The organism is Thermodesulfobacteriota bacterium (assembly GCA_034189135.1).
Taxonomy (GTDB): domain Bacteria; phylum Desulfobacterota; class Desulfobacteria; order Desulfobacterales; family JAUWMJ01; genus JAUWMJ01.
This window is the reverse complement of the sequence record JAXHVO010000125.1, coordinates 53,451-72,028: the sequence shown is the minus strand read 5'-3', so window position 1 is coordinate 72,028 and position 18,578 is coordinate 53,451. Positions and strand designations below refer to the sequence as shown.

The following is an 18,578-nucleotide window of genomic DNA, read 5'->3' as shown; positions in this document are numbered from 1 at the left end:
GTAACTCCATTACAGGGGCCGCAGAGTTCAACACAGCTTAATGGGCAAGAATCTTGGTTTTTTCAGTGATCTGGGGGGAATAAGTACTCCAGCTAAACACCAGGGGATGTCCGAGGTCCACGTATGATTTCATGGGAAATGCGTACATCAGGCGGATAATCGGTACTACGGCCGCATGTTTCAGGAGTTGTATCTGGGCCTTCCGCCACATTGCGCTCTGCTTTTTGGCGTTCAACTCCAAACGAGCTTTTTCGATCAAACCATTAATACTGTCTACTTTGCCATCTCCATTTGCATCCACTGTACCGTAATGAGAGAAGTTGGTGTCCGGTTTTTTACCGCTGACCACAACGGAATCGGAATGATAGAACCGGGTGAGAAATACGTCTGCGTTGGGTCTCCAGCAGGCATAAAGTACCATTGGGCTGGCATCATCACGTATCAGGCTATGAAAAGAAGAATGGTCCACGACTTTCAGAGTTATATCAATACCTGCCTTCTTCAACTGGGCCTGAATGCCGACCATTGGTTTACGGTAGCTGGTAGCCAGTTCTGAAATGATAACCTCAGCTTTAAAGCCGTTAGGGAAACCAGCCTCGGCCAACAGGGATTTGGCTTTTTTTGTATTACCCTCGAATAAAACACCCGCCTTTTTAGCTTCTTTCTTTGTTAAAGCGCCGGCTGCAGGCGGAGCCATAGCCGAAGAATAAATGGGCACGGCAAGGCTGCTTCCCATGAATGCAGCTACTTCACCGCGGGAAATGGCATAGGCCACTGCCTGGCGAACTTTTAGGTTGTCAAAGGGTTTTTTGGTCATATTCAAATGAACCATCTGGGTCTCACAGGGACCAAAAGCCTGTACTTTTACTTCGGGAAGTTGGGAAATCTTACCAACCCATTTTTCTTCATTCTGCCCTTCAATGATGTCCAGTTCCCCGGTTCTGAGGCCCAGCTCACGGGAACTGACGGAAGGCATGTATCGAATCACAAGTTTTTCTAAAACGGGGGCGCCCCGAAAATATTTTGGGTTTCGAACCAGCACTGTCTTTTCGCGCGGGGCATAGGATTTAAACATGAAGGGGCCGGTGCCCACAGGATGAATTTTAAACCATTCATCACCTTTGGCCTCCAATACTTTCTTTGATACGATAAAACCTCCGGCATAAGACGCAAACTTGGCCAGAAAAAGAGTCTCGGATATCGGATTATCCAGGGTAATCACCACTGTATAAGCATCAGGAGCCGAGATGCTGACACCCTTGTATTCACCGGCATAGGCTGAATGCTTTGAGTCTGCGGCCCGCTTCAGGGAATAAACCACATCCTCGGATGTCAGCTTATAACCATCGGGATGACCAGGAAAAGGATGGAAAAAGACGTTTTTCCTTAATTTAAAAGTCCAGACTTTTTTATCCTTCGAGACTTTCCAGGATTTGGCTATATCGGGTTCGGGCTTTACCTGGTCGCCGGGAGGATATCGAACCAAACCGTTGAAAATCGTATCCACGGTACTCCTGTCGACCGTAGTTGCGGCCCGGTGAGGGTCCAGACTCTTAGTGTCACCGGCATCAAAGGCGATGGTTAAAACCTGCTTTTTGGCCAGTTTTGCGGCCAACAAGCCTGTGGCGCTGGCGAAAAACAACGCCAGGACAGAGATAAACACAATAGCAAATAAACGTTTTTTCATAATACCCCTCCTTTTTGTTTTTGGTTATTAAATACCCCTCTTTTTTTGAAGAATGATTTTGAAGACAGTGACCTCTGGGTTTAAACCAACAATTTTTTAAGCTGACTCTGGAATGCATTCTCCCCGGCAGGGCGGAGTCTGAATTCCTTTCCTGCCTCAAGGATTGCATGGACCATATCATGAGCGTATCCCCTGGAACAGGTCAAAAGGACTATGCCGCTTTCCCCATTTATTTCCAGTACTACTACCTGACAGGGAACATGGGATAACGGTCCCTGGAGCAGAAAAGGCGCTTTTTTTTCAGGATCGATGAGATCCAGGGAGGTTAATTTTTCAGTTATTGAAAAAACTTGATTCCCTGCAAGAGTAAGAAACAACGTTGTGTCGGTAGTATCGGTGTACGCTGAGCCGTCAGGAGCTTGCAGGTGGTCTCCGGATAAATGCCAGATCGATGCCTGTGTGCGGTTCATGCGATTAATAAGCAGTCCATTTTTAAAAACAGATTCCCCTGGTACTTTCGGTATGGAAAGACCCCAGGATTTAACCGCATCAATATTACCGTCCTGCAAGTCCCATTTGGCCCTGTGGCTTAAATCGATCAGCCAGGGACCTCTTCCTTCACCTTCATATTCCAATACCACTGTCCAGTTATCCCGCTTTTCTGTTTTTACAGGAGTGGCTGAAAATGAAACAGGAGAACGGCGTTGATAGATGGTCATTTTATTTTACTCCATTTTTTTGAAATCTACCGAATATGCGATTTTACATTTTCATTCGTTTTCCGTCAGGATCGTAAAGCGGCATTTGAACCACCTTGGCATAAAGATGCTCGTCATTACAATCATCCTCGAAAATTTCAAGCCGAGTGCCTACCTTTGAAAGGGGCTCCTCGACCAGGGCCATGCCGACTGGTTCTTCCAATGTGTGGCTGTAACGCGCCATGCAGACATATCCACGGATCTTGCTATCCACAACCAGAGAACCATCTTTGGGTGCTCTGGATGAAGGATTTTCCATCTTAAAACCCACAAGTTTCAGGCGTCCTTTCTGATCTTCTGTCTGTTGCAGGGCCACAGCACCCACCGTTTTGGCATCGGGCTTGTGACGATCCCACAAAAAACCAAGCCCTACATCATGCAAGGTGGTGCGTTGCTCGGATTCCGATCCAATGATTACATGTCCTTTTTCCATCCGCAACGTATTCTGGGCTTCCAGACCGAATTTTTTAATGCCAAATTCCTTTCCCGCGTCTTCCAGAATATCCCAAAGAGTCTGCATATATGATGCAGGTACATGGAATTCATATGAAAGCTCACCCACAAACCCAAGACGCATGGCGCGAACGGAAATGGCGTCTTTAATTAAAAACTCACCATAACCTGCAAAGGGAAAGGCGTTATTTGAAACATTCGCATCGATTACTTTCTCAAGTAATTTTCGTGAATTTGGTCCGGCCAGGTTAATCACACCGAATGCATCCGTCAGGTTGACTATGTGAAAATCCCAGTTGTCGTAACGGGTATGATACCGAAACCATTCCACCGTGCCACCGGCCCGACCGGTTGAAGTGGTGAGGTAATAATCGTTTTCCGCCCGCTTGATAACAACACCGTCATCAATCAGGCAGCCATCCTCGTTGCACATGGCAGTGTACTTGATGCGACCGGGGACTAACTTTTCCATGTTGCTGACATACACCCGTTGAAGCGCTTTCAACGCATCCGGGCCGAATACCCGAAATTTGCCAAGGGTGGTGGCGTCCAGCATTCCTACATTATCACGGACATTTTCGATTTCTTCCTTTGCGGTATTGTCGTCGGAAAAACGGCGTGCGCGGTTCCAGACGCCTAACCGTTCCATTATACCGCCTGATTCAACCTGAGATTTATGAACCGGCGTGCTCTTACTCATATCATGGTTGGTGCCTGCATAAGTTGCCAGGTAAGTCGGTACAATAGGTGGCCTGACCGTGGTCGGTTTGGGATTGCTGTCCGGTGAAAGATGGGTCCGGCTGACATACAAAGCCAGATTGTGTCCTGGAATCGCTCCCTGGCCAGGGCCTGTTCCTGCGGAAGCGAAGCGCTTAATCAGCTCCGGGACATCAAATCCCATGGTTATGGCCTGGTCAACATTTTTAAGGGTTGTGTCTTCGTCAAAACAAATGAAGGTCTTATGGCCTTTCCCCGGTACTGTGGCTATTTTTGTACCTCTAACCGGTCCGGGCAGTGCCTTCAGGGATGCTGCGGCCGTGCTGATGTGTTTGTCCATAGTAATTCCACAGTCAGCAACTGCTTCGAGCCCGGCAAGGCTGCCGGAAATTTCTATGGCCATTGGATCGTTCAAACCGAGCATTCTTCCCGCAACATGCATTTTTTCAGGTAATTGTTTGGGTAGAAAGAATCCGGTATGGCTGTCAAAAGCCAGTTTCGCTCCTGAAAGGCTGAGTGGTCCGGTCACCGGCGTCAAACCGGCTGAAGCAATCAGTATATCGCAGGGAAATTCACGATGTTTTTTTCCGGTGATGTCGCTTAAAGTAACTTTTTTTACTCCTTTTTTACCATGAACTTTGTTAGCCGCCCAACCACTGAAAAAAGGAATTTTTCTTTTTGAAAGTTCGACAACCATAGCAGAATCCTGACCGTCTTCACGGATGTCCGCCACACAGGGAATTCTAATCCCCAGATCAAAAAGATCGATTGCAGCTTCGAGTCCCAGGTCGTCTCCAATACTGAAAACCGATGATTTGCCTGGAAGCAGTCCATAGGTTCGCGCCAAACGATGGGCGCATCCGATCTGCATCACGCCGGGTCGTTCATTATTTTCGAACAAAAGAGGACGTTCGATGCAGCCTGTGGCTACCACCACACTTTCGGCTCTGATTTCAACATAGCGCTGGTCAAAGGAATCCGTTTCGCTTCCTCTCTGAAAGGCGGTAATCAGGTTGTTGTTATAGGCACCTATCATGGCTGTGTGTTTAAAAACCCGGATATTTGTGGCCTGCTCTACTTTTTGAGCAAGCTCTCTTGCTCTTTTGTAAAGGGGAACGTCTTGTTTGTATGTTGCAGGGCGATATTCAAAAAAGCCGCCAAGCCAGGGCCGATTTTCCAGCAAGGTCACACGTAACCCTTGTTCGGATGCTGCGAGAGCCGCTAACATGCCTGCAGGACCGCCTCCGATAATACATACATCGGCTTTTAAATAGACTTCATCGCAGTTGCGCTTCATCGTAAAATTTGGTGAAAGCACACCAAGCCCGGCAAGTTTCCTGACCTGCTTAATGGCAACAGGCCAAATTTGTGCCGGTTTGTGCATGGTACGATAGTAAAATCCGGCAGGCATGGCCCAACTTAATTTGTCCATAAAGCCCATTAGGTCTAATTCAGGGCTTTTTCCAACCACATTTTGTGCTTTTACGGTCATGCCTTTTTCGGCAATAGTATTTTCCGTACGCACATTGGGAATGCCGTCAACTTCCATCAAGGTGTTGCTGCACTCTCCGTCCAGACTGTAAAGCCCCCTGGGGCGGTGATATTTCAGGCTTCGTGCAAAAATACGAACGCCACCGGCATAAAGAGCCGTGGCAATTGTGTCGCCTTCCGCCCCTTGATAGGTTTTGCCCAGGAAACTTATGGAAACCTTTTTTTCAGGGTTTACTCGCAATGTCGGCAAATGATCGAGTCTGTTCATTATTGACCACTCCAATGTTTTATTAATCGGGGGATCGGGGAGTTTCTTGTCAATGGGCTTTTTTGCAAACCGTTTGATCTTTAATGATTGTTAGTGGTTCGTCCGGGGAAGCGCCTATTTGCCTGTATCAGCCTTAACAAAAAAGTCCAGCACTATGTACACGCCCCCTATCTTTTCAGTTAAATCCATACAGGCAGAGACGATAAACGCTGCCGTGGGGTTCTGGCCCTTGGGGCTGGTTCGAATCGAATTTCAGCAAGATATCTGCCGAACGCCAGTTTCTCAAAATTATTGTTAAGGCTGATACGGGCAAATAGGCGCTTCCCCGGACGAACTGAGTAGAGATTGAAAAACTCCCTGACCCCTCATTAATCCAAATCGGGTGAAGATACTTCCAAATTAATGCGTGTGTCCCGATAGATGGTAAACCAGGAGCTGCACCCGTCCCGGTGATACCACCATTCTTTTTGAATGCCGGCGATGCAGTTATTCATATGGGTATAGTCGCACCAGGTCTCCGGCGTCATTCCAGCTTCATCAGGTCGTGGCCCTTTGTCTTCGCCACCGAAGCGAAATTCATATCCATTGCGTTTACCACAGATCGGGCATGTGATGGTTAATGCCATAAATCTATTTCCTTTTAATTGATGACGTCGTGAAAAGTCTCATCTACTGCGTTGTAGCGATTTTTCAGGAACTCGACATACTGAATGTATAGTCTCGTCCCTGAAAAATCGCTACGCCTTGTATATGAGCCTTTTTACTTAGCCATCCGGCGTTTATTCAAAAAATTTTACGAAACAGTCTAAAGCGGACTTTTTATGACGCCATCTTAATTGTCCGGGCTGTAGTTAACCAGCGCTGCTGTTTCTCCCATCAGACGATGCTGTTCAAACCGCCGCAGGGTAAAGGGTTTGAGAATTTCCGGACATTCGCCGGTGGCCATGAACTGAGCCATATATTTGCCGGTGACTGTGGATGATTTGAACCCAAAGTAGCCCCAGCCACAGTCCATAAAATAGCCTTTAACAGGGTTGTTGCCATCCATGATCGGTGCCATATCCGGTGTCATATCAGCTATACCTCCCCAAATCCTCATAAATTTAATACCTTTCAGGCATGGCATCATTTCAGTAAGGGCTTCTGCCTGATGCTTGATATAATGAGCCGTGTTCTGGGTTGTGTAATTAGGCCAGGGATCCATATGGGCGCCGGTCGCGATTTCACCTTTGAGCGTCTGGTTGGCGTAACAATGGTACGAACCGGAAGAAACCACATGGTTTAACAAGGGCTTTAACGGTTGTGTAACCATGGCCTGAATGGTGAGCGCACTGATTGGCAGGCGTATCCTGAGCATTTGATAAGAAAGAGCGGCTGTATAAGCCCCGGCTGCGTTAAGTACGCACGGTGTATGCACTTTACCTTTGTCTGTATCCACGGAAACAATTTTTCCGTTTTCCATACCGATACCGGTGACTTCTGTTCCCTGATGAATGTGGATACCTTGTTTAGCGGCTCCTTTGGCCAGTCCCCAAACCAGGGCATCATGGCGAACAATTCCGCCGGGCGGATGGTACATTCCTCCGAAAATCGGATATCGAGGTCTGTCGGAAATATCCAGGGCAGGAATAAGTTCCTTGCATTGCATGGGATCGACAAGCCGGCTTTCAATCCCGTGGAACTGGGCCGAGGCCACTTGCATTCGCATGGCTTTAAGTGCGGCTTCGCTGTGGGCCAGGTTCAGATTTCCGCAGTTATAAAACATAAGATTAAAGTCAAGCTCGCGGGTCAATACCGGCCAGAGTTCAAGGGCTTCTTTATAAAGGGGGAGATTTTCCTGGGTTCGCTGGTTGGCACGGACAATGGCTGTATTGCGACCGGAGCCGCCAAAACCAATGTATCGTTTTTCAATAACCGCTACACGGCGCATTCCATGATTACGCGCTAAAAAATAGGCGGTTGCTAAACCGTGCAGGCCACCGCCAATAATTACAGCGTCATAATTAGAGCGAAGGCTCGTGGGTAGAGCCCATAACCGTTTGTATTTATAAAACATATGGTTTAATTCCAATTAAATAAGGAATATGAGATAAGGTTTCTACAATGAAAGAAAGCATTGCCATACGAAAGATTTAATGTCAAGAATAAAAATATCTTTCATTGATATTATTTTGCAACGTCCGAAATAAAAACCTGTTCAGTTATGTTTTATCAAGCTAAAGAAAACTTTAACATATCATAAATGGCTATATTTAAAAGTTTTATAGTCATATAAAATTTTATGCTACTTATTGTAATTTTCTGCCAACTATGTTAAATATCGTTTTGAAGACAGAAAAAGAGTTGAAATAAAAAAAATGAAACCTATCTTTGGAATAAAAAATATCATTTCATTAAAGGGGAATTGCCATGGCAGGTACACAACTACATCCGCTGATTCAAAAAATTTATGATTACTACTCAGAATTAACGCCCAAAGCACGTATTCTCGGAGATTATATTACTGAAAACGCCCGTAAAGCTGTATTTATGACTACAAAAGAGCTGTCCGAAGCATGCAACGTCAGCGAAGCAACAGTGGTTCGTTTTGTAAACCAACTCGGATTTTACGGGTATGGCGAGTTTCAGCAAATTTTAAGGGATTTTGTTGATACCGAGCTGACGATGCTGGAACGTTTGAACTTTACCGACATGAAAAGCCCGGGTTCCGAACGCTTTCGTCGGGTAGTATCTGAAGAGATGGACAACCTGAGGCAATTGTTTGAAACCATAGATATGACGCTGATTGGCGAAGCGGTGGACCTGCTGCTTAAATCAAGCCATATTTATGTGATTGGATCACGCCTTTCCTACACTCTTTCGTATTATATGGGATGGTCCCTGACTAAAGTCCGTCAGAATATTCATATATTAAAAGGAAGTGATCGCACCACCATAGACTGGCTGACCATTGCGCCTGAAGACAGCCTGGCGGTCATTATTGCCACTACACGGTATCCTAACGAGTTAATACGCATCGGCAAGCTCGCACGCCGATTGGAACAAAAGCTGCTGGTCATCACAGACAGCTCCACCTGCCCGCTTATTCAGTTTGCCAACACCGCATTGATTGCTCCTTCGCGACATATTCCTTACATCGGCAGTCCGACGACCATCTCATGCCTGACTAATTATCTCATTCAGGAATTGGCCAGCCAGCGTGGGGAAGCACTTATTGGGCATCAGGAAAAGCTTGAACAGGCCTATTGGGAAAATGATGTTCTTTTCAACTTAGAAACCGAAATCCCCGGAAAAAGGTAGCACCCGTTATGCCCGAGCGATCCTAATCGGTTTTATCGTTACGGCGAGAATAAAAATACTCAATAGTATCAATAAGAAAAATACGGTAGAGTAAAGTGTTTGCAGAACAGCGAACGTTGAAAATCTAATGAATGAAATCGCTTCGCTCCGCCAGCTTATAAATAGTCAGAATACCTTATTCAGAATTCGACGTTGGATGTTCGATGTTCGACGTTCATAGCCTTTTAGAAGCATTCGAAGGGTCTTCATCAAACCACCCGTTTAACTCAGAATTGCACCAGCTCGAACTCCTTTGAGATAATTCCCGCAAAAATTATCATTTCCAAGAAGCATATCTGCTGTTTTTATTGTTGCCATAATTGCCGAATCCAGAGGATCAATTATGGCAGAATCCATGCCGGCTTCCATCATAAGAGCCACGAAGGTTCTGTTAATAATTTTTCTTTGCGGGAGTCCATATGAAATATTTGAAAGTCCGCCTGTAATATGTACTTTAGGGAATTTGTTTTTTATGCTTCTCACAGCATTGAGCACCATTGTTCCTTTTGTGCTGTCTGTACTAATGGGCTGGACAAGAGGATCAAGGTAGATGGAATCCTGATTAGATCCAATATTTTCAAGCTCTTTAACAAGTTTTTCAGCCCTTGCTATTATATCTTCGGATGAAGACGGCATGCCTGCATCATCCATACAAAGTCCAATAATTTTACAATCGTTGTTTTTTAAAAATGGAATCATGGCTTCAAACCGGTCTTTTTCAAGACTGATAGAATTTATCATGGGAGTTTTATCAACCATTTTAAAAGCCATCTCAAGAATAGCCGGATCAGGACTGTCAAGGCAGAGAGGCACGGTGGCAATGGGTAGAATTGTATCAAGAAGCCACTTCATATCCTCCTTTTCACGACCAATTCTGGCACCTGCGTTAACATCAATATAATTTGATCCTGCATCAAGCTGCTTTTTTACGTCATCCTGAATATAGGAAGCATTTCTATCGGCAACAGCGGTTTGTACATTTTTTCTCGAAGTATTTATTCGTTCGCCTATGACTTCAAACATATCCGATATCCCTCCTTGTTACTATAGCATAAAAGCTTTAGCAGCTTTTACAGCAGAACCTGCATCAGCTGCAAAACCATCTGCTCCAATTTCATCGGCAAATGCCTGGGTTACAGGGGCACCGCCTATCATTATTTTAACTTGTTGCCTTAAACCGCTTTCAGCAACAGCATCAATGGTCTGTTTCATCATTGGCATTGTTGTGGTAAGAAGTGCGGAAAGACAGATAATATTTGCATTCTTTTCTTTGGCCTGTTCAACAAATTGTTCCGGTGAAACATCAACTCCAAGATTATGAACAGTCATTCCACCACTTTCAATCATCATAGCAACAAGGTTTTTCCCGATATCGTGGAGATCCCCTTTAACAGTTCCAATGACAACAGTCCCTCCTCCCACACTGTCCTCATCACCAAGAAGGGGTTTTAAAACCGTAACGCAGCTGCTCATTGCCTGGGCTGCCATAAGAACCTCAGGGATAAACATCTCTTCATTTTCCATTTTATCACCAACAATATCCATACCTGCAATAAGCCCTTTATTCAGGATATCCACCGCAGGAATTTTTTGTTCCAGGGCATCATTTACCAGTTGAACAAGTTTTGGTTCATCACACCCTACCAGAGATTCTTTAATTTCATTAAAATCAGTCATTATATTTTCCCCTTTTATAAATTTTTATAGTAATATTTCATATTTTTCCCTGATTGCTTTATCAATTTCATCCGGAATATATGAAGTTTCACTTTTTTCAAGAAGTTCTTTTGCAATTTTTTTTGCCCTTGCCCTGGCATCAAGAGAACCTTCCTTTTCCCATTTGGCACGACTTTTATTATCTGTGACTCCAATACCATTAAAATATTCTGTTCTCATATGGGTCATTGTATGGGGTGATACCATGAAATTTCCACCGGGACCGACGGATTCTATAACTTCTATTGCAAGATGTTCAGGGTCAACATCAATTCCCTTTAAAATCTTGCAGCAGTTTCCAATGATTTCATCATCAATCACAAACTGCTCATGCGCAATAGTAAGCATTGATTCAAGCATTCCTGCACTGTGATGAATATAATTGGAGCCACCCATGGAGGCAAGAGCAGCTGTTAATGCTTTTTCCCATCCGGCCTGAGCATCCGGAACCTTGGAATCGGTAAGTCCTGATGAATTATAATTTGGAACTTTGACAAAGCGTGAAAGCTGATGGATTGCAGCATTCATCATGCCGCATTCAACAGCTCCGCCTAAATATCCCATGGTTTTAAGATTTGCCATGCCTGGAATTCCCCCATAAAGAATCGGTGCTCCGGGATTTGTAAGCTGGCAGATAGTTATTCCAACAAGCTGTTCAGCATGGATCTGAGCAAGTGTTCCCGCCATGGTAAGAGGAGATGTGGAGCCTGCCATGGGAGCGCAGGACAAGGCAACAGGAATATTATGACGGTTGGCTTCCTGCATTATATGCGTGGACTGGGTACAGAGTTTTAAGGGACTTATTGCAAAAGAAGTTATTATCGAAATAAAAGGTCTTTTTTTGAATTTGTCCTTTCCGCCTGCAATCATTGAAGCAAGATCAAGCACTTTATGGAAACCTTCTACATTATTAACTCCTGACATAACATGCTTGGTTGTTGCCTTAAGGCATGCGTAATACATGTTTATGTCGTAGGCATTTTCAGGTATATCAGTTGGAATACAGGGTCTTACCAGAAAATGAATATTATCCAACTGACCCACAAGCCTTGAAACATTATAAAGGTCTGCCAGAGTCGTGGATCTTACTTCATCAGTTTCAGGATCAATTATTTTGATGGCGGCTCCCCCGGTTCCCAGGTAAACACGATCTTCAGAAAGATTAAGATCATTTTTGCTATCCTGCCCATAGAGAATAACCTGCTCAGGAGCCTTTGCCGCCTGATCCATGAGTAGATCTTTTGAAAATTTGATTTTTCTTTTATCTCTGTCTAGTAAAGCACCATTTTTTTCAAGCATTTCAGCAGTGCTGCCAAGACCTTCCTCGTAGCTTATTCCTGTTTTTTCCAGAATAGTCAGAGATGCATTATGTATTGTTTTTACCTGTTCTTCAGAAAGAGGGCGGTATTGTCCACCCTGCAAACCTTTTAATTCCATAATTTTCTCCTTTGCTTTGATTTTAGACCTCGGCAACTTAACTACTAAACGAGGTCTGAAGCGTTAATTATAACTGCTATTATTTATCGAAATGGCATCTATTTTATTACGTGTCAAGAAAAATGTAACAAAACCTATCAATAAATATAAAATTAATAGAAAAAAGATATCTATTGACTTCTAAAACATTAATATTGCATGTTAGTATTACATTTTATCTGATTTAAACGAACCTTATTTGTAACTACTAACGTAGTCAGGCTAAAGCTGTTTAGACTGAAGGCTGAAGGGGTCAGAAGAACACGATTGTCTTATTTAGACGGAATGTGATTGTTGAACCAAACATGGCTTCAAAATACGCTTTTTCCTAACAGTCTTCAGTCTTCAGCCTATCCACCTGAGTAGTTACCTTTATTTAAAGGAGAATTGTATGATTAATGTTTATATAAAAGAATTAGATATAAATATTGAAATTGAAAAGGGAATGAATTTGTATCAAGCTATTGAAAAAGCAGGAATAAAAATAGAGACACCCTGTGGCGGCAAAGGTGTTTGCGGTAAATGCAGGGTCTGGGTTCAAAATTCCGACAAAGTTCCTTTCACTCCACATAAAGATATTACCAAAGAAGAAGCTGCCCAGGGATTAAGGCTGGCATGTCAGCTTGTCCCTGAACAGGATATATCTGTAAAACTTGGAGAGAATTTTTCTTATCAACAGGATACTGCTCCAAAAGGTAAAATTCTTGAAGCGCAAAAAATTTTTCGGGATATACTTGACCCGGCCATTGAAATAATTTCACGGAATGGCGATTTCAAACTAAAATATGACAGGGAAGCTGATACATCAAAACCTTTTTCCTGGGAGTCTGAGTATGAGCCCACAGGATTTGCTATTGATATTGGTACAACAACCATTGCAGTCTCTCTTGTCTCTTTGAAAACCGGAAAGATACTTGCATCAGATTCAAGTCTAAATCCTCAGACTGCCCTCGGGCATGATGTTATCACCAGGATCCAGCATGCCTCAACTCCGGCCGGGCTTAAAGAGATGACAAAGCTGGTTCAAAATGAACTTAACAGGCTTCTTGATACAACATGCAGAACATTAAAATTCAAAAAAAATGAAGTAATTGATGTCACCATTGGAGGCAATACAACCATGCTTCAACTGGCAGCAGGAATTGATCCCTCTCCGTTGGGAGTAGTGCCTTTTAAATTTGATATTATTGGAGGGAAATCATATCCAGCTAAAGATTTTGGCCTTAAAGTAAATAACTCCGCACGAGTCTATCTTCCACCTGTGATTCATGCATATGTCGGTTCCGACATCAGTGCAGGTTTGCTTTCCTGTTCTGATTTTTTTAATGACGATAAAGTCATTATTTATATTGACCTTGGGACTAATGGTGAAATATGTCTCAATGCCCGCGGTAGACGTTATACTACAGCAACTGCAACAGGCCCTGCTTTTGAAGGTATGAGTATATCTTCAGGCATGAGAGCGGAATATGGAGCAATCGAGCATGTTGAAATAGTAAATTCACATTTTAAATTTCAGACAATTGGGAATAGTGAAATCAGGGGCGTATGTGGAAGCGGCATTGTTGACTTTATTGCAGCACTTTTAAAGACAGGTGCTCTTGATTCATCAGGAAAATTATTGTTAAATAAAGATACTGATTCCCCAAAGCAAGAGAATAAGGCTCGGGTTGTACAGGTTAATAATAAAAAATCTTTTTTATATGGAAAGGGTATTTATCTTACCCAGAAAGATATCCGCCAGATTCAGATGGCAAAAGGAGCAATCAGAAGCGGCATTGATATTATTCTTAAAAAGGGGAATATAAGCCCTGACAAGATTGATAAACTATATCTTGCAGGAGGCTTTGGGAAATATTTAAATCCTTATAATATGGAAAGAATAGGTATTATCCCTGAACACACAGCAGAAAAACTGGTTTTTATTGGAAATGCGTCTATAGACGGGAGCATAACCCTTTTAACAGACGTTAATCAACGCTACTTTCTTGAAAAAAATCTAAAAACCATGGAACATCTGGAACTAGCAAACTCACCTGAATTTATGGATAGTTTTATTAAAAACCTCAGTTTTCCATAAATATTAATTGGTTGGTGGTATCATATGAACAAATCAGCAAAAAGCTTAAAGCATAAAATAAGAGAAGCAATACTTACATCCAAGGGAAAACAGCTTGCGAAGTTTATTCTTGCAAATCCCGGGGATGCTGTATTTATGACCACAAGAAAACTTGGAAAACAGGTCAATGCCAGCGAAGCAACTGTAGTAAGGTTTGTTCGCAAAATTGGGTATAAAAGTTACAGCCAGTTTCTCAAAGGTTTAAAAAGTCATATTGACACAGAGCTGACCCTGACTGAAAGAAGTAAGCTTTCAGAATTGGATGGATATAAAGGACCCAGGGATTTTAAAAAATCTATAATGCGGGAAATCAACAACCTTGAAAGCCTGTGCAACATTGATATGGATGAACTTGAAAAAATTGTCTCTTTGCTTGACAGTTCCGGTGCTGTTTATATTATTGGCTCACGGCTGTCATATGCCCCTGCTTATTATATGGGATGGACAATGACAAAAATCAGGAATAATATAAATATTCTTAAGGGGAGTGACAGGACATCACTTGACTGGCTTTCAATTGCACATCCTAAAGCTGTAGTTGTAACTATTGCAACCTCAAGATATCCTAACGAGCTTATTAAAACCGGTAAAATTGTACGAAGGCTGGGGTATAAGCTGATACTTTTAACTGACAGCAGATCATGCCCTTTAATGCAGTTTTGCAACCACAGCCTTATAGCATCTACCAGTCAAATACCATTTTTAGGAGATCTTACATCTTTGACATTTCTTATAAATTATATTGTACATGCACTTGCCAAAAAAAGAGGAGATAAGCTGAAACAACATCAGGAAAAACTGGAACAGCTTTATTTGGAAAATGATATACTTTTCAATTTTGAAAAAGATGATAACATGACCCCATAACTCCATGAACAAAATTCTTCATGCCTGTTTTAGATAACATAAAAATTGATTTTTCCATTGACGAACTATTAAATTTTCTTAAAAAGGATACCAACATAACTTATGCGGTAAAAAAAGAGGCGATAAAAGCTTTTAGTAAAGCATGTAAACTTTGCACCCCGGCAATTGTCTACAAGTTAATGCAGGTGGAAGAAATAAATCATACAAATTTACAGGTTAAAGGGAGCAACTCCAAGGAAGAATATGTTTTAAATATAGGTTCAAATGTCAATCTTCTAAAACCTGCACAAATGATTTTTGTATTTCTGTATACAATTGGTGGAGCCATTGATAAAGAAAGTGATAAAAATAACAAGGCCGGTAATTATTTACAATCTTATCTTCTTGATTCTATCGGTGTTTTAATGCTTGGGAAAACAGGAGATATTATAAATAAAATTGTAGAGAAAGAAGCCGCGCAAAGATCATGGGGCGTGGGTGGCATTTTAAGTCCTGGTTCTTTAAAAGGCTGGTCTCTTTTGGGTCAAAAACAGATAACAAAAATACTTGACCCAGGTTTAATAGGTGTTCAAATCAATGAGGCTTCTGTTTTAAAGCCTTTTAAATCAGTAACATCCATAATAGGGATGGGTCATGAGTATCCTGATCATAAAGTTGGAACCATGTGCCAATATTGTTCCAATGCTGATATTTGCAATCAATACTGCTATGGAATGAAAAAAAAGTAAAAACCGTTATGTTGTATTACTTTCAATCTGTTTATTGTAATTTTATCTTGCGGGTTTCCTTCGATGCGCTGCGTTAAAACCTTCTTTGCTTTTTTCGTCTGACCGTCAGACATCAATGCATAGCTATAATATGGGATGGTTTTGAAGAAGAAACCGAAGAAATGAATTCTTTAAAATCGTCAAATACTATTTTTCTTGACTAAGTTAAAAAGTAGCTGTAATGTAGCTTCAATTTAACTTTAACAAAACCGGCAAATAGAGATAAAACAAGGAGAAAAAAATGCTTTTAGAAGGTAAAAATGCGTTGGTCACCGGAGGCTCACAAGGGATTGGGGCCGCTGCTTCTTTAGAACTTGCCCGCGAAGGCGCAAATGTATGCCTGACCTATCGTAAGCACGATACCGAGGCTAAAAAATATGCCGAGGAAATACGCCAAATGGGCAGAAAAGCCCTTGCAGTCAAATGCGACATTTCCTCATTTTCTGAAGCCGAAAGCGTTGTTAAAACAGCCATCGACGAGTTTGGCGGAATTGACATCCTGGTAAACAACGCGGGAATGAACTGGGACGGCGTATCCTGGAAAATGTCAGAAGAACAGTGGGACCGCGTGATCGAGGTCAACCTAAAAGGCTATTTTAATTTTACCCGCCAGGTCGCCCCGATTTTCAAAAATCGGAAATACGGGAAAATTATCAACATTACATCCATAAACGGCCTGCGAGGTAAATTCGGGCAATCCAACTACTCCGCTTCCAAGGCCGGAATCATTGGTTTTACCAAGGCCGTAGCAAAAGAGCTGGGCGCATTCAACGTAAACGTCAATGCGGTGGCACCGGGACTGATTGAGACCACCATGCTGAAAGAATCAGACTCCCGTGACAAAATCATCGATATGGCGATGAACGAAATCGTGTTAAAGCGTGTCGGCCAACCGGAGGATCTTGCAAATGTAGTCGTTTTCCTGGCATCGGATAAGGCCAAACATGTTACCGGTGAAGTGATCAAGGTTGATGGAGGACAATATATTTAATCAATTAAGAGCAAGAAGTGTTTCTTGTTTTTGCTGTTAGCAATCAGCTATGAAATTTAATTTTATAACTCAAGTTTCACACTCTTTCATTTATCAAAAACGTTAGACGGTAATAACTAAAAATATTATTTTTAGCCATTACCGTCTTGATAGTCACGGAAGTCCAGGGTGCAAGACTTGAGTTAACAAAAAGAGGTGATCTATGGGAAAAGTAGCAATCATAGGTGTGGGTCAAAGCAGCTTTGTCCGGAGTTATCCGGGGTCAATCAGGGAGCTGGCCTTTGAGGGATTTAAAGAATCAATGAAGGATGCACAGATAAAAACAGAGAATATAGATGCATCTGTTATCTGCAGCGCTCCTGAGTATGACAAACAGCGGTCACCTGCGGGAGTTTTTGCTGAATACTTGGGACTTAACCCCCAGCCCACTTTTTATGTGGAAAGCCTGTGTTCATCAAGTAGTATGGGTTTAAAGCTTGCTTATTCCCTTGTCAAATCAGGCCTTCATGATGTGGTGGCGGTGATCGGGTTTCAGAAAATGTCGGAAATATCATCGTCTGAATCTCAGGAGCGGATGGGGCGTGGCGCTGATATCCAGTGGGAAAGCCCGTTTGGGACGATGATGCCTGCCTATTATGCCATGTATGCAAAGGCGCACATGGAAAAATACGGGACAACGCTGGATGATCTGGCTCGTATAAGGGTAAAAGCAGCCACTTACGGCCAGCTTAATGAAAAGGCCGTTTACCGCAAGCCGGTAACCTTTGAAATGTTTTCAGATCCTGAAAACAGGATGGCCGGACCTGTGGCCAGTCCGCTTCGGGTAGGAGACTGCTGCGCAAATGCAGACGGAAGTTCATGCGTCATCGTCGCAAGCGAAGAAAAAGCCAAAGCCCTTTGTAAAAAACCGGTCTGGATACTGGGTTTAGGTGCGGCGACCACCAGTGTAAATTTAGCGGGAAGGGATTTGTTTACCGGTCTTTCTGCCGCTCAGCATGCAGCAGATCAGGCTTACAAAATGGCAGGGATTTCGCCAAAAGATGTTGACGTGGCAGAGGTACACGATTGTTTTACCATTGCGGAAATGATGGCCTATGAAAATCTTGGGTTTGCCAAACCAGGAGAAGGAAAAGAACTGATTAAGGGTAAAGAAACATACAAAGAAGGCAGCATACCGGTGAATGTCGATGGTGGGCTTTTATCCAAGGGGCATCCCATAGGCGCTACAGGCGGTTCACAGATCAGAACCATTGTGCTACAACTTAGAGACGAAGCCGGAGATATCCAGGTCAAAAACCCGGAAATCGGACTGGTTCATAATATTGGCGGTGTGGGTCTTTACGGAAATGTTTCCATATTAGGGAGGTAGAAAATGGGGAAAAAAAAAGAGGTGGACGATCGGTTTAAGAAATTTGGCACGGTAAGTTTTACCTCCATCACGAAAACAAATGATTTTATTGACTTTCTGGAGGGCGGCAAGGTTATGGGTACCCGGTGCAAGGACTGCGGTCTTGTTTTCTTTCCGCCCAGGTCAGATTGTTATCAGTGTCTGGCAAGCAACGTGGAATGGTTTGAAGTTTCAGGAACAGGAAAACTATTAACTTACAGTGAACTGAAATTTGCACCGGTCGGTTTTCAAGATGACGTGCCCTATAACATTGCACTGCTGGATTACGGAAAGTATAAAGTATTCGGGAGAATTGCTAAAGAAGTGGCTGAAAGTGAAATCGAAATCGGTATGGAAATGAAAACGGTGGTGAATAAGACATCCAATGAGCAGTTGAATTATGTTTTTCAAAAGGCTTAAAAAGAAAGGCAGAAAGCAAAGAGCTCTTAGCTCATAGCTTATAGTAATCCGCCTGCGGCGGACAGGCGATTGACTGTCAGCTATCAGCCATGAACCAATAAATTACGGAATAATTTATTCAA

Annotated in this window: 15 protein-coding genes; 7 read left to right on the top strand and 8 right to left on the bottom strand. The window is 42.9% G+C overall.

Going from position 1 to position 18,578, the window contains the following annotated elements:
- Window positions 1-37 precede the first annotated feature (37 nt).
- From SWH54_18025 to SWH54_18005, 5 genes are all read right to left on the bottom strand, one after another.
- The gene (locus SWH54_18025) at window positions 38-1,687 is read right to left on the bottom strand and encodes an ABC transporter substrate-binding protein (protein ID MDY6793169.1); all 1,650 of its coding nucleotides are present in this window, start codon (window positions 1,685-1,687) and stop codon (window positions 38-40) included.
- 80 nt (window positions 1,688-1,767) lie between these two features.
- Window positions 1,768-2,406, bottom strand: a complete 639-nt coding sequence (locus SWH54_18020; GenBank protein ID MDY6793168.1) for a sarcosine oxidase subunit gamma SoxG — start codon at window positions 2,404-2,406, stop codon at window positions 1,768-1,770.
- A gap of 43 nt (window positions 2,407-2,449) precedes the next feature.
- Window positions 2,450-5,374, bottom strand: coding sequence for an FAD-dependent oxidoreductase (locus tag SWH54_18015; GenBank protein ID MDY6793167.1), 2,925 nt, complete (start codon window positions 5,372-5,374; stop codon window positions 2,450-2,452).
- Window positions 5,375-5,742: 368 nt separating this feature from the next.
- Window positions 5,743-6,000, bottom strand: a complete 258-nt coding sequence (locus SWH54_18010) for a sarcosine oxidase subunit delta (GenBank protein ID MDY6793166.1) — start codon at window positions 5,998-6,000, stop codon at window positions 5,743-5,745.
- 206 nt (window positions 6,001-6,206) lie between these two features.
- Window positions 6,207-7,430: an FAD-dependent oxidoreductase gene (locus tag SWH54_18005; protein MDY6793165.1), complete on the bottom strand. Its 1,224-nt coding sequence runs from the start codon at window positions 7,428-7,430 to the stop codon at window positions 6,207-6,209.
- A gap of 353 nt (window positions 7,431-7,783) precedes the next feature.
- Between SWH54_18005 and SWH54_18000 the strand changes: the two genes are divergently transcribed.
- Complete coding sequence (locus tag SWH54_18000) at window positions 7,784-8,674, top strand: MurR/RpiR family transcriptional regulator (GenBank protein MDY6793164.1); 891 nt, start codon at window positions 7,784-7,786, stop codon at window positions 8,672-8,674.
- A 261-nt stretch (window positions 8,675-8,935) separates the two neighbouring features.
- On the opposite strand, the gene SWH54_17995 is transcribed toward SWH54_18000, so the two are convergent.
- The 3 genes from SWH54_17995 to SWH54_17985 are packed head-to-tail and all read right to left on the bottom strand — an operon-like array spanning window position 8,936 to window position 11,866.
- Window positions 8,936-9,736: a dihydropteroate synthase gene (locus SWH54_17995; protein ID MDY6793163.1), complete on the bottom strand. Its 801-nt coding sequence runs from the start codon at window positions 9,734-9,736 to the stop codon at window positions 8,936-8,938.
- Window positions 9,737-9,757: 21 nt separating this feature from the next.
- Window positions 9,758-10,390, bottom strand: a complete 633-nt coding sequence (locus SWH54_17990) for a corrinoid protein (GenBank protein MDY6793162.1) — start codon at window positions 10,388-10,390, stop codon at window positions 9,758-9,760.
- Window positions 10,391-10,414: 24 nt separating this feature from the next.
- Complete coding sequence (locus tag SWH54_17985) at window positions 10,415-11,866, bottom strand: trimethylamine methyltransferase family protein (GenBank protein ID MDY6793161.1); 1,452 nt, start codon at window positions 11,864-11,866, stop codon at window positions 10,415-10,417.
- A 430-nt stretch (window positions 11,867-12,296) separates the two neighbouring features.
- Here SWH54_17985 and SWH54_17980 point away from each other — a divergent pair, with 430 nt between their 5' ends.
- From SWH54_17980 to SWH54_17955, 6 genes are all read left to right on the top strand, one after another.
- Window positions 12,297-13,985, top strand: coding sequence for an ASKHA domain-containing protein (locus SWH54_17980; GenBank protein MDY6793160.1), 1,689 nt, complete (start codon window positions 12,297-12,299; stop codon window positions 13,983-13,985).
- Window positions 13,986-14,009: 24 nt separating this feature from the next.
- Window positions 14,010-14,891, top strand: coding sequence for a MurR/RpiR family transcriptional regulator (locus SWH54_17975; protein MDY6793159.1), 882 nt, complete (start codon window positions 14,010-14,012; stop codon window positions 14,889-14,891).
- A 20-nt stretch (window positions 14,892-14,911) separates the two neighbouring features.
- Window positions 14,912-15,619 carry a hypothetical protein gene (locus SWH54_17970; GenBank protein MDY6793158.1) on the top strand — a complete coding sequence of 236 codons (708 nt, stop codon included), beginning with the start codon at window positions 14,912-14,914 and terminating at the stop codon, window positions 15,617-15,619.
- 280 nt (window positions 15,620-15,899) lie between these two features.
- Entirely contained in the window at window positions 15,900-16,649 is a 750-nt protein-coding gene (locus tag SWH54_17965) for an SDR family NAD(P)-dependent oxidoreductase (GenBank protein MDY6793157.1), read from the top strand.
- Between the two features lie 202 nt (window positions 16,650-16,851).
- The gene (locus SWH54_17960; GenBank protein ID MDY6793156.1) at window positions 16,852-18,018 is read left to right on the top strand and encodes an acetyl-CoA acetyltransferase; all 1,167 of its coding nucleotides are present in this window, start codon (window positions 16,852-16,854) and stop codon (window positions 18,016-18,018) included.
- Window positions 18,019-18,021: 3 nt separating this feature from the next.
- Window positions 18,022-18,456 carry a Zn-ribbon domain-containing OB-fold protein gene (locus tag SWH54_17955; protein ID MDY6793155.1) on the top strand — a complete coding sequence of 145 codons (435 nt, stop codon included), beginning with the start codon at window positions 18,022-18,024 and terminating at the stop codon, window positions 18,454-18,456.
- Window positions 18,457-18,578 lie beyond the last annotated feature (122 nt).

Coding starts and splice junctions, on each gene's coding strand:
- SWH54_18005 (MDY6793165.1), bottom strand. CDS start 7,430: ATGTTTTATAAATACAAACGGTTATGGGCTCTACCCACGAGCCTTCGC.
- SWH54_17960 (MDY6793156.1), top strand. CDS start 16,852: ATGGGAAAAGTAGCAATCATAGGTGTGGGTCAAAGCAGCTTTGTCCGG.
- SWH54_18010 (MDY6793166.1), bottom strand. CDS start 6,000: ATGGCATTAACCATCACATGCCCGATCTGTGGTAAACGCAATGGATAT.
- SWH54_17970 (MDY6793158.1), top strand. CDS start 14,912: ATGCCTGTTTTAGATAACATAAAAATTGATTTTTCCATTGACGAACTA.
- SWH54_17985 (MDY6793161.1), bottom strand. CDS start 11,866: ATGGAATTAAAAGGTTTGCAGGGTGGACAATACCGCCCTCTTTCTGAA.
- SWH54_17990 (MDY6793162.1), bottom strand. CDS start 10,390: ATGACTGATTTTAATGAAATTAAAGAATCTCTGGTAGGGTGTGATGAA.
- SWH54_17980 (MDY6793160.1), top strand. CDS start 12,297: ATGATTAATGTTTATATAAAAGAATTAGATATAAATATTGAAATTGAA.
- SWH54_17955 (MDY6793155.1), top strand. CDS start 18,022: ATGGGGAAAAAAAAAGAGGTGGACGATCGGTTTAAGAAATTTGGCACG.
- SWH54_17975 (MDY6793159.1), top strand. CDS start 14,010: ATGAACAAATCAGCAAAAAGCTTAAAGCATAAAATAAGAGAAGCAATA.
- SWH54_18025 (MDY6793169.1), bottom strand. CDS start 1,687: ATGAAAAAACGTTTATTTGCTATTGTGTTTATCTCTGTCCTGGCGTTG.
- SWH54_17995 (MDY6793163.1), bottom strand. CDS start 9,736: ATGTTTGAAGTCATAGGCGAACGAATAAATACTTCGAGAAAAAATGTA.
- SWH54_17965 (MDY6793157.1), top strand. CDS start 15,900: ATGCTTTTAGAAGGTAAAAATGCGTTGGTCACCGGAGGCTCACAAGGG.
- SWH54_18000 (MDY6793164.1), top strand. CDS start 7,784: ATGGCAGGTACACAACTACATCCGCTGATTCAAAAAATTTATGATTAC.
- SWH54_18020 (MDY6793168.1), bottom strand. CDS start 2,406: ATGACCATCTATCAACGCCGTTCTCCTGTTTCATTTTCAGCCACTCCT.
- SWH54_18015 (MDY6793167.1), bottom strand. CDS start 5,374: ATGAACAGACTCGATCATTTGCCGACATTGCGAGTAAACCCTGAAAAA.